Source organism: Loktanella sp. 3ANDIMAR09 (assembly GCF_001420005.1).
Classification (GTDB): Bacteria; Pseudomonadota; Alphaproteobacteria; order Rhodobacterales; family Rhodobacteraceae; genus Loktanella.
In genome coordinates, this window is sequence record NZ_LJAK01000003.1 from 45,409 (window position 1) to 56,774 (window position 11,366).

Here is an 11,366-nt window from a genome sequence, read left to right on the forward strand (position 1 = left end):
GGCGAAAGAAAAGCGATGCGGCACCTGCTGAAGATCATTTTGATGGGCCTGCCGCTGACCTCGCTCGCAGCGCAGGACCTGGATGAGCTGGCCCTGGCCGAACGGACACTCGCCGACCTGCAAGCGGTGTCTTTCGCCGAACGGCGCGAATACTGTGGGTTTCTGGGATACGATGCCGACGGCGACCTGGTTGCCAGCCGACCGGAAAAGGGGACGATTGATAGCTGTTCAGCCCCATTTCCACCTGATCTGGCAGTGACCGCATCCTATCACACGCACGGGGCCTATGATCCGGGCTATTTCAATGAATTGCCCAGTCTGATGGATGTCGAAGGGGACGCCGATTTTTATCTGGACGGCTACGTTTCAACCCCCGGCGGGCGGCTGTGGTATGTGTCTGGGCGTAACCGCAGCGTGCATCTGATGTGTGGGTTGGGCTGTCTGCCCGTCGCCCCCGATTTTCGCAAGGGATCAAGCGGCGAGATCCTCGATGGTTATACCTACGAGGATCTCCGGCGCGCCTTGCAACGCTGAAAGATCAGATTTCCAGCGTGGACGGATCGGTTCCGGCCGCGATAGCGGTCTTGAACCAGTCTGGCTGACGGCCTTTGCCGGTCCAGGTTTGCGTCGCATCGTTCGGGTTGCGATATTTCGGCGCTGATTTCGTTGAAGCCGCGCGTTTCGCACCCGGCAAACTCGACAGGTCGGCCAGTGTGAAACCATATTCCGCGGCTGCCTTGGCAGCAGCTTCCTGGGCCATTTTCAGCTCGCGGCCTTCGATGGATTTAAGGGCCTTGTCGACATCCTTGCGCAGTTTTTCGAGTTCCTTGCGCGACATTTCGTTCAGGTTAATGGTCATGAAGACGCTCCTATATGAACGTTTGTTTTCCAAACGCGTTATCGCAGAGCATTCGCATTAACGAGGGGATGAAATCAAGTTGTATTATTCGGCAGCGACAGCCGTGGGATTAACCAGTGTTACAATATCGTCCATTATTCTATTCAATTCAAAGTCCTTTGGCGTATAGACTTTGGCGATCCCCATTTCCAATAACCGCACTGCGTCCTCGTCCGGAATAATGCCCCCGGCGACGACCGGAATGTGGGACAGGCCGTTTTCGCGCATCTTTTCCATGAATGTCGCAATCAGTGGGATGTGCGAACCCGAAAGAATTGACAAACCGATCACATGCGGATCGTCCTGCTTTGCCGCGGCGACCAGCGCGTCGGGGGACAGGCGAATACCCTCATAGGCGATGTCCATGCCGCAATCGCGGGCGCGTGCGGCAATCTGTTCGGCCCCGTTGGAATGACCATCCAGCCCAGGCTTGCCGATCATGAATTTCAGCCTTCGCCCCAGGGTGGATGACACCGCATCGACGCGGGCGCGCAGATCGTCCAATCCTTCGGTCTGGTTGGACGGCGCACGCGCGACCCCCGTCGGCCCACGGAACTGGCCGAAGACCTCGCGCAGGATACCTGCCCATTCGCCGGTTGTGACCCCTGCTTTTGCAGCCTGGATCGACGGCGGCATCATGTTGCTGCCATCGCGGGCGGCAGCCCGCAGCGCGGCGATCGCCTGTTCCACAGCGGCAGGGTCGCGGTCCTGTTTCCAGGCCGCCAGCCGCGTCAGTTGATCCGCCTCTGCCGCGGCATCCGCAACCATGATCGCGTCTTCGCCAGCGGTCAGGGGTGACGGTTCGCCCGCCTGCCATTTGTTCACGCCGACGACGGTGGTGTGACCGCTTTCGATGCCGCGAATCCGTGCTGCGTTGCTTTCGACAAGGCGGTTTTTCATGTAGCCGATCGCCTTGACCGCGCCGCCCATCGCGTCGATCTGCGCAAGCTCTGCGCGTGCGCCCTGCTTGAGGGTTTCCACCTTGCGTTCGATTGCGGGGTTTCCGTCGAACAGATCCTCGTATTCCAAAAGGTCGGTTTCATAGGCCAGGATCTGCTGCATCCGCAACGACCACTGCTGGTCCCATGGCCGGGGCAGGCCCAGGGCCTCATTCCACGCGGGCAATTGCACGGCGCGCGCGCGGGCGTTCTTGGACAATGTCACGGCCAGCATTTCGATCAGGATGCGATAGACGTTGTTTTCGGGCTGCTGTTCGGTCAGGCCAAGCGAGTTTACCTGCACGCCATAGCGGAACCTGCGGTATTTCGCGTCCTCGACTCCATAGCGGTCACGACAGATTTCGTCCCACAGTTCGACAAAGGCGCGCATCTTGCACAACTCTGTCACGAATCGAATTCCGGCATTCACGAAAAAGGAGATTCGCCCGACCATTTCCGGAAAGTCCGCCTCGGACACCTTGTCGCGCAAATCGTCCAGCACTGCCGTTGCGGTTGCAAGCGCGAATGACAATTCTTCTTCTGGTGTCGCGCCAGCCTCTTGCAAATGATAGGAACAGATATTCATCGGATTCCATTTCGGCAAATGCGCGCGCGTATAAGCCGCCACGTCGGTAATCATGCGCAACGATGCTTCTGGCGGACAGATGTAGGTGCCGCGCGACAAATATTCCTTGATGATGTCGTTCTGCACGGTCCCCTGCAGCGCGCTGATATCGGCGCCCTGTTCTTCGGCCACTGCAATATACAGCGCCAGCAACCACGGGGCCGTCGCGTTGATCGTCATCGAGGTGTTCATCTGTTCCAGCGGAATGGCGTCGAACAATGCGCGCATGTCGCCCAGGTGACAGACGGGCACGCCGACCTTGCCGACTTCGCCCTGGCTCAACTCATGGTCGCTGTCGTATCCGGTCTGGGTCGGCAGGTCGAATGCGACCGACAGGCCCGTCTGACCCTTTGCAAGGTTGCCGCGATACAGCGCGTTGGATGCCTTGGCCGTGGAATGACCCGCATAGGTCCGGAATAGCCAGGGGCGGTCTTTCATGGTCTCGGTCATCACGGCTCCGATCATCGCGCAACAAAATTTCGTAATGAACTGAATAGAGGACACTTTGCTACAACGTCAAGATGCCGCGTCGCAGCATCTACCGTGTTCCCATTGTCGTGAGCCGGATTCCCTGCCACCAATGGCGCATGACGCAACCGGTGACCTTACCATTCTGGGCTTTTGGGCTAATCCTGATTTTCGCCGGGGTCACCTTTGCGTCGCATTTTCTGTTTCCCTCGGTGCGCTGGTTTTTCCGCAAGCGGGCCGAACGTGTCATCGCGCGATTGAATCAGCGACTTGCCCGTCCGATCGAGCCGTTCAAGCTGGCCCGGCGGCACGACATGATCCAGCGTCTGATCTATGACCCAGAGGTGACGGCTGCGATCGTCGAATACGCCCGCGAAGAAAACACGCCCGAAAACGTCGCCTTCGAAAAGGCACAGAAATACGCGCGCGAGATCGTGCCGGGGTTTTCCGCCACTGCCTATTTCAGTTTCGGGATGCGGATCGCGCGCTGGCTGTCGAACTCTCTCTACCGCGTGCGGATCGCAACATTCCCCCGTCAGGAACTCGAATCGCTCGACCCGAATGCGACCATCATCTTTGTCATGAACCATCGGTCGAACATGGATTATGTGCTGGTGACCTATCTGGTCAGCAGGGCGGGGGCATTGTCCTATGCGGTGGGTGAATGGGCGCGGGTCTGGCCGTTGTCTGCCCTGATCCGCGCGCTGGGGGCCTATTTCATCCGGCGCAGGTCGCGGGGCAATCTGTATCGTCGGGTGCTGGCGCGCTATGTGCAGATGGCGACGGATAATGGTGTGACACAAGCGATGTTCCCCGAGGGCGGCCTGTCCCTGACAGGCGAGGTCCGGCCAGCAAAGCTGGGCCTGCTGAGCTATATCGTCACCAATTACAAACCCGGCGGGCGGGACGTGATCTTTATCCCGGTCGGTCTGAACTATGACCGCACCATCGAGGATCAGTTTCTGATTCGCGCCCACAAGAGGGGCAATCGCAGGTTTCGTCCGCCTGCATCGACGGTGCTGCGCGGCGTGTCATCGCATCTGTGGGCGCGGCTGACGCGGCGGTTCGATACATTCGGGACAGCATCCGTCGGGTTCGGGCAGCCATTGGAGCTGTCGTTGTTTCTGAAAGAGGTGACAGGCGATCCGACCGAGGCGGTCGCCAATGAACTGATGGAACGTGTGCGTCAGGTGGTTCCTGTCCTGGCAACGCCGCTGGTCGCGCGCCTGTTGCTGGAAACACCGGGATTGGATCGTGAGGCGCTACTGGGCCGGGCACGGGACTGCCTTGCGGCCTTGGCAGAACAGGACATGCCGCTGCCCCGTCGGTCCGCTGCAGAACTGGTCGAGGATACGCTGCGTCGATTGGGCAATCGGGGTCTGCTGCAAGAGGTTGGCGGCCGGATCGAGATCACGCCGGCGGGGCAAGAGGTCCTGCCGTATTATGCCGCAAGCATCGCGCATCACTTTCCGACCGAAGGACCACAAAAATCCGTCACGTAATTAAATTACAAAAATAGCGATATGGGGGTTGCATAGTTACGCTGCAACCGCATAAACAATTCCTGCGCCGGTACTGCGGTGCAGCGAATTGGTGGATCATCGCGATGGAGACGGACATGGCCCTAGATCGAAGCGCAACCGAAGCGGCGGCGGAAAAGACACTCTACGAGGTCGGCCAGTTGCCGCCTCTCGGCCACGTGCCGGACCAGATGTATGCGTGGACGATCCGGCGCGAGCGTCACGGCGAACCCGACAAGGCATTCGAGATCGAAGTCGTTGACGTGCCCAAGCCTGACAGCAACGAAGTGCTGGTCATGGTGATGGCCGCAGGCGTTAACTACAACGGGATCTGGGCCGGCCTCGGCATTCCCCTCAGCCCGTTCGACGTGCACAAGGCGGATTATCACATCGCGGGGTCCGACGCCTCGGGGATTGTCTGGGCCGTGGGCGACAAGGTCAAACGCTGGAAAGTCGGCGACGAGGTGGTGATTCACTGCAATCAGGACGACGGCGACGACGAACATTGCAACGGCGGCGATCCGATGGACAGCCCCAGCCAGCGCATCTGGGGATACGAGACACCTGACGGCAGCTTTGCCCAGTTCACCTGCGTGCAGTCGCAGCAGCTGATGCTGCGCCCCAAGCATCTGACATGGGAAGAGGCCGCCTGCTATACGCTGACGCTGGCCACGGCCTACCGGATGCTGTTCGGCCACCACCCGCACGAGCTGAAGCCGGGTCAGAACGTTCTGGTCTGGGGGGCGTCGGGCGGTCTGGGGTCCTATGCGATCCAGCTGATCAACACGGCAGGTGCCAACGCAATCGGCGTGATTTCGGACGAATCCAAACGTGATTTCGTCATGTCGCTGGGCGCAAAGGGCGTACTGAACCGCAACGATTTCAACTGCTGGGGCCAGATGCCCACGGTCAACACGCCCGAATACAAGGAATGGTTTGCCGAAACGCGCAAGTTTGGCAAGGCGATCTGGGACATCACCGGCAAGGGGGTGAACGTCGACATGGTGTTCGAACACCCCGGCGAGGCGACGTTCCCGGTGTCCACCTTTGTGTGCAAACGTGGCGGTATGGTCGTGATCTGCGCAGGCACCACCGGCTATAACCTGACATTCGATGTGCGCTACATGTGGATGCACCAGAAACGTCTGCAAGGCAGCCATTTTGCCAACCTCAAGCAGGCATCTGCCGCGAACCAGTTGATGATCGAACGCAGGCTGGATCCATGCATGTCAGAGGTGTTTGGCTGGGACGACATCCCCGCCGCCCACACCAAGATGCGCAAGAACGAACACAAGCCCGGCAACATGGCCGTTCTGGTTCAAAGCCCGCGCGCTGGCCTGCGCACCGTCGAGGATGCACGCGCCGAACAGCGCGGGTAAGTTTTGCACCACGAGGGAAAGGGTCCGCCGGTTTGGCGGGCCCTTTTTCGTCTGCGGTCCGACTGCGGCGGTGCGCGCCTGCGGAACTGAACAAGGCATCGCACGATCCCGTTGCGCAGGTCAGGTTAGCGCTGGCAGGGCCGGGCCACCACAGGTAGTGTCGCGGCCATGAAAACCCCCGCGATCACCTTTTCCGATGACCAGGCGCAGGCCTGGGACAATGTTGCCGTCATCCTGCGACAGGCGGGCATCGACCTTGATGGTGACCTGCTGCAACCGCCGCAGACGGACGATTCCGATGTGATGGCCGTGATCGGCAAGGCGGGCAGCGGCAAAACGATGTTGCTGGCCGAACTCTATCGCGCGCTGGAGGCCGCTGGCGTCGATATCGTGTCGGGCGACTACGAGAGCAAAAAGCGTCCCAACCGCCGCACGCTGGCGATCCTGGCACCGACGAACAAGGCCGCCAGCGTCTTGCGCAATCGTGGTGTGCCTGCGACGACGATCCACCGCATTCTCTACACGCCGGTCTATGATCCCGAATACGAACGGGTGGCCGAATGGCTGGCAGGACAGGGCGAACGGCCTGAAATCGAGGGCCTGACGGACCTGTCACTGGACCGTGCCGCCGCGTCCTACGAATTGCACAAATCCATTCCCGCGGCACTGGCCGCCGCCGGTCTGCGCGGCAGTGATTTCATCACCGGCTGGAAACGCCGCGAGGAACCACTGGATATCGGGTTCGTCGATGAATCCTCGATGCTGGATCAAAAACAGTTCGAAGATCTGCGCGAGATCTTTCCCACCTTGCTGTTGTTCGGTGATCCGGCGCAGTTGCCGCCGGTCCAGTCCAGCGGCGGCATGGTGTTCGAGACACTCCCAGAGAGCCGGGTGCAGACACTTAATCGTATCCATCGTCAGGATGCCGACAACCCGATCCTTGATCTGGCGCATGCGCTGGCCGACCCGATGCTGGATTTCTACCATTTCGAGCGGATGATTGCAGAGGCCGCCGCGCGCGACGAACGTGTTGTCATGGCCCAAAGGGTCGAATCCGATCTGATGGCACGATCGCCGGTTCTGGTCTGGACGAACAAGACGCGCATCAGGTTGATTCACGCCTTTCGCGCGGCCTTTGATGCACCGCCCGACAGCCTGCTGGAAGGCGAGCCGCTGATCTGCGACGGCATCGAACTGCCGATGAAACACCGCAAGAAACGGCTCGACCTCGAGGCGCGTGGCCTGATCAAGGGCGCGCAGGTCATCTACCTCGGGCCGGGCAAGCGGCCCGGTTTCAGCCGCTTGCACCTGATCGGCGCGCTGGACCCGCAGATGTCGGCGGCCAGTATCGTCAAGATCGAACACGAGGGCGACGCCGAACCCTTTATCCCCTTTGCTGCCAAGATGGGGGCGACGTTCCTGCACGGGGCCGCTGTCACCATCCACAAGGCCCAGGGAAGTCAGTGGGACACGGTGCAGGTCTTTGCCCCCGATATCGAAATGGCGTCCCGCATGGGCCGGGTCGAGGCGGGCCAGCCGCTTTGGAAACGGCTTGCCTATGTTGCGATCACGCGGGCGGAAACGCAGTTGCGCTGGGTCGTGCGGAACCGTCTGGGCAAACCGGCGGAACCGGTCCTGCGGGTCGATGATCTGAAACCCGGTCCTGCGCCTTTGGTCTTGCAGGCCGAAACCGACGACCACTAGCGGCGCAGTGCAGCAAATCCGGCTGATGCAGCCCAGCCCGCGGCCGCCGCAAGGACCAGCGACATCATCCCGTAGATCAGCGGATCGGAATGCGCGAGGTTGTAGAGCCAGCGTTCCAGTCCGACCTTTTGCACGGGAATGACGGTGCTCGCCTCGTCGATGGGGCGACCGTCACGGGTCAGGAAAATACGCGCCACATAATCGCCTTCGGTCAGATTGGCAGGCAGGGCGAATGACGCCATGAATAGCGTATCCTGTTCCAGATCGACGCCGTTGATCTGGGTCTGATACAGGTTGTCGGCCTCGCGGATGCGGATCAATGCTTGGGTGAATGCGGCGCTGTCCTGCACGGTTGCGCCAACGGACCGGATTGCGCGGGGGATCGTGATTTCTTCGCGCAGGTCTGACGTGTCACGCAAAACCTCTTGCAAGGGGCCGGATGTCGCTACCGCATAGAATGATGGGGCATGATCGACCTCGACCTCGTCGGTGTTGATCCAGATGCCATACCGACGCGCCTTGCGATAGACCGACACGCGCTGGTCGGGGCCAGCCACGGTGACGATGACGCCCAGATCGCCGTCCTCTGTCGGGGCGGGTGCGTCGCGGCGGACAGCACCAAAGATCAGGATGTCATCGCCGTCAAAGGTCGCGGTGATCGACACGGAATCCTGGCTTAATCCCAGAACGATGGTTTCTGCACGGGCAGCACCGGTCAGCGTCAGCAAAAGAAGAATGAGACGAAACATCAAACGCCTCCTGTGCTGATGGAATAAAGTTCGGCCGGTTGCAGCAACAAATCCAGTGCCAGTTTTCCGCAGACCAGCAGCACCAGCAACGCCAGCAGGATGCGCAGCTGTTCAGCCTTGAGCCGGAGACCCAGAATCGCCCCGAATTGCGCGCCGATCACGCCGCCGACGATCAAGAGCAGGGCGAGCACGATGTCCACGGTATAGTTCGTCGTGGCGTGCAGCATGGTCGTGTAGGATGTCACGAAAATGATCTGGAACAGCGATGTGCCGATCACCACCTTGGTCGGCATGCCCAGCAGATAGATCATCGCAGGCACCATCACGAACCCGCCACCCACGCCCATGATCGCGGACAGAATGCCGACGAACACGCCGACCAGCAGCGGCGGCACGACCGAAATATACAAGCCCGAAACCCTGAACTTGACCTTCAGCGGCAGCTTGTGCACCCAGTTGTGCTGACGGCGGGCGCGACGCGGACCCGACGGGTTTCGCGCCCGGCGCATGGCGTTCAGGCTCTCGATCATCATCAGCGACCCGATGGTGCCCAGAAACACCACGTAGAACAGGTTCACCAACAGATCGACCTGACCCAGTGCGCGCAGGTAGTTGAACACGACCAGACCCAGCGACGACCCGATCAGGCCGCCGATCAGCAGCACGGTGCCCATGCGGAAATCGACCGTCTTGCGTTTCACATGGGCCAGCAAAGCAGAAAAGCTGGAGGCAACGATCTGGTTTGTCGATGTCGCAACCGCGACCGCCGGAGGAATGCCCACAAAAAACAAGAGCGGCGTGATCAGAAACCCGCCGCCCACACCGAACATGCCCGATAGCAGCCCAACCAGCCCCCCGAGGCCCAGCAACAGGAACGCGTCGACCGAAACTTCGGCGATGGGTAGGTATATCTGCATGTCTGATCCGGACAGTGGCACGAAAACGATAACCGGGCGCAGAACCGCGCCCGGCTGTCATAGCACCCTTACCGCTCTTTGACGTAGGGTTCACCCCCTGCGCGCGGTGGAATCGCCTTTCCGACGAAACCAGCCAGAATGACGACGGTCAGGATGTAGGGCAGGGCGTCCAGCAGCTGCGACTGGATGTTGAATTGCAACACCCGTTCGATCAGGTCGGACCGTAGCGCGATGGCTTGCAGGAAACCGAACAGCAGGCAGGCCCACAGACAATAGACGGGCCGCCATTTTGCAAAGATCAGCGCGGCCAGCGCGATATAGCCACGTCCGGCGCTCATGTCCTTGGTGAACCCCGCTTGCAGGGCGGTCGCCAGATAGGCACCCGCAATCCCGCACAGCACGCCACAGATGGCCACGGCCGCGAACCGCAGGCCCACGACGCTGATGCCCGCTGTATCGACGGCCGCCGGATTTTCACCCACGGCCCGCAGGCGCAGACCGAAACGGGTGGAAAACAGCACCCAGGCCGTGATCGGCACGATCAGCAGCGCAAGATAGACGATGATCGTATGGCCTGAAATCAGCTCATAGTAGATGGGGCCCAGCACAGGCACGTCACGCAGTGCCTCGGCCCCCGGCAGGGTGATCGGATTGAACCGTGCGGCCCCCGCCAGCTGCGGCGTGCGTCCGCCTTCGGCAAACCAGCTCTGGGCGATGACGACCGTCAGACCCGCAGCCAGAAAGTTGATGGCGACGCCCGAAATCAACTGGTTGCCCCGGAACGTGATCGAGGCAAGCCCATGGATCGCAGACAACAGCAGGGATGCAAAAATGCCCGCCAGCAGGCCCAGCCAAACGCTGCCCGTGACCGCGGCAATCGCGGCAGACAGGAATGCCGCGGCCAGCATCTTGCCCTCTAGCCCGATGTCAAAGATGCCGGCGCGTTCGGAAAACAGACCGGCCAGACAGGCCAGCAGCAGCGGTGTTGCCAGTCGCAGGGTCGAATCCAGCAGTTGCAGCAGTGTCAGCAGATCCATCAGTTCGTCCCCACGGCAGGCGTCGATTTTGCGTCAGGCTTGGGCGGTTTGCGACGCGACAGGAAAAACCGTTCCAGCGGCATCCGCACCATGTTGTCCAGCGCGCCGGTGAACAGGATCACCAACGCCTGAATCACCACGATCAATTCGCGCGGGATCGAGGTCCACAGTGCCAGCTCTGCCCCGCCCTGATACAGAAAACCGAACAGGATGGCGGCCAGAAATACGCCCAGCGGATGACTGCGGCCCATCAGCGCCACGGCGATGCCGATGAAACCTGCACCTTCGACAGCGTTCAGCACCAGGCGCTCTGCCTCGCCCTGCACGTTGTTGATCGCCATCATCCCGGCCAGACCGCCCGAAATCAGCAATGACACGACGATGATCTTGGTCGGGCTGATGCCCGCATATTTCGCCGCCGATTCCGAATGCCCGTAGGCGCGGATCTCGTATCCCAGACGCGTGCGCCAGATCAGCGCCCAAAGTGCGATACAGGCCGCGATTGCCACGAAAAAGCTGATGTTCGCCGGTGCGCCGCGAAACAGCGTGGCCTCACCGAACGAAAACATGTCCTGAAAACTGGGCAGATGCGTGGTTTCGGGAAACTTGCCGGTGGCGGGTTCCATGCTGCCTGCGGGTTTCAGCGCGCCGACCAGCAGGTAGTTCAGCAGCGCAGCGGCGATAAAGTTGAACATGATCGTCGTGATGACGATGTGACTTCCCCGCTTGGCCTGAAGGATCGCGGGAATAAAGGCCCAGGCGGCCCCGAACAGCGCCGCACCGACGCTGGCCGTGATCAACGCCAGCGACCAATGCGGAAACGGGATGTACAGACACACCAGTGCGACACCCAGACCGCCCAGAACGGCCTGACCTTCTCCACCGATGTTGAACATGCGCGCATGAAACGCGATGGCGACCGCAAGACCGGTAAAGATGAAATTGGTCGCGTAATACAGCGTATAGCCCCAGCCATAGGTCGACCCCAGCGCGCCATCCACCATCAGTTTCAGCGCATCCCACGGGTTTTCACCGATGGCCAGGATCACCAGCGCCGACAGCACCGCCGCCAGCAGCAGCGAAATCAGCGGAACCAGAATGACCTCGGCCCATTTTGGCATGACATCCATG

At 60.7% G+C, this 11,366-nt stretch carries 10 protein-coding genes; 4 read left to right on the forward strand and 6 right to left on the reverse strand.

The annotated features are described in order from the left end of the window. The first annotated feature begins 15 nt into the window (after positions 1 to 15). The gene (locus tag AN189_RS05520; protein WP_056032340.1) at positions 16 to 534 is read left to right on the forward strand and encodes a DUF4329 domain-containing protein; all 519 of its coding nucleotides are present in this window, start codon (positions 16 to 18) and stop codon (positions 532 to 534) included. Positions 535 to 538: 4 nt separating this feature from the next. Here the strand turns inward: AN189_RS05520 and AN189_RS05525 are convergent, their stop codons facing one another. Continuing rightward, positions 539 to 859 carry an H-NS family nucleoid-associated regulatory protein gene (locus AN189_RS05525; RefSeq protein ID WP_056032342.1) on the reverse strand — a complete coding sequence of 107 codons (321 nt, stop codon included), beginning with the start codon at positions 857 to 859 and terminating at the stop codon, positions 539 to 541. Positions 860 to 943: 84 nt separating this feature from the next. Further along, complete coding sequence (locus AN189_RS05530; RefSeq protein WP_056033188.1) at positions 944 to 2,911, reverse strand: protein meaA; 1,968 nt, start codon at positions 2,909 to 2,911, stop codon at positions 944 to 946. Positions 2,912 to 3,048: 137 nt separating this feature from the next. Between AN189_RS05530 and AN189_RS05535 the strand changes: the two genes are divergently transcribed. The 3 genes from AN189_RS05535 to AN189_RS05545 all read left to right on the forward strand — a co-directional run bounded on the left by AN189_RS05535 (position 3,049) and on the right by AN189_RS05545 (position 7,532). After that, positions 3,049 to 4,431 carry a 1-acyl-sn-glycerol-3-phosphate acyltransferase gene (locus tag AN189_RS05535; RefSeq protein ID WP_056032344.1) on the forward strand — a complete coding sequence of 461 codons (1,383 nt, stop codon included), beginning with the start codon at positions 3,049 to 3,051 and terminating at the stop codon, positions 4,429 to 4,431. A 116-nt stretch (positions 4,432 to 4,547) separates the two neighbouring features. Beyond that, positions 4,548 to 5,828, forward strand: a complete 1,281-nt coding sequence (gene ccrA / locus AN189_RS05540; RefSeq protein ID WP_056033191.1) for a crotonyl-CoA carboxylase/reductase — start codon at positions 4,548 to 4,550, stop codon at positions 5,826 to 5,828. A gap of 168 nt (positions 5,829 to 5,996) precedes the next feature. Beyond that, the gene (locus AN189_RS05545) at positions 5,997 to 7,532 is read left to right on the forward strand and encodes an ATP-dependent RecD-like DNA helicase (RefSeq protein WP_056032348.1); all 1,536 of its coding nucleotides are present in this window, start codon (positions 5,997 to 5,999) and stop codon (positions 7,530 to 7,532) included. Here AN189_RS05545 and AN189_RS05550 read toward each other — a convergent pair. From AN189_RS05550 to AN189_RS05565, 4 genes are all read right to left on the reverse strand, one after another. Beyond that, on the reverse strand, positions 7,529 to 8,281 hold the full coding sequence (locus tag AN189_RS05550) for a TIGR02186 family protein (RefSeq protein WP_056032351.1): 753 nt from the start codon (positions 8,279 to 8,281) through the stop codon (positions 7,529 to 7,531). The two genes, AN189_RS05545 and AN189_RS05550, sit on opposite strands and share 4 nt — an antisense overlap. After that, positions 8,281 to 9,198, reverse strand: coding sequence for a sulfite exporter TauE/SafE family protein (locus AN189_RS05555; protein WP_056032353.1), 918 nt, complete (start codon positions 9,196 to 9,198; stop codon positions 8,281 to 8,283). Before AN189_RS05555 ends, AN189_RS05550 begins: the two co-directional genes overlap by 1 nt. Positions 9,199 to 9,266: 68 nt before the next feature. Continuing rightward, positions 9,267 to 10,235, reverse strand: a complete 969-nt coding sequence (locus tag AN189_RS05560) for an ABC transporter permease (RefSeq protein ID WP_056032356.1) — start codon at positions 10,233 to 10,235, stop codon at positions 9,267 to 9,269. Further along, a complete protein-coding gene (locus AN189_RS05565; RefSeq protein ID WP_056032359.1) occupies positions 10,235 to 11,365 on the reverse strand; it encodes an ABC transporter permease in 1,131 nt (376 codons plus the stop codon). Before AN189_RS05565 ends, AN189_RS05560 begins: the two co-directional genes overlap by 1 nt. Position 11,366: the final 1 nt, after the last annotated feature.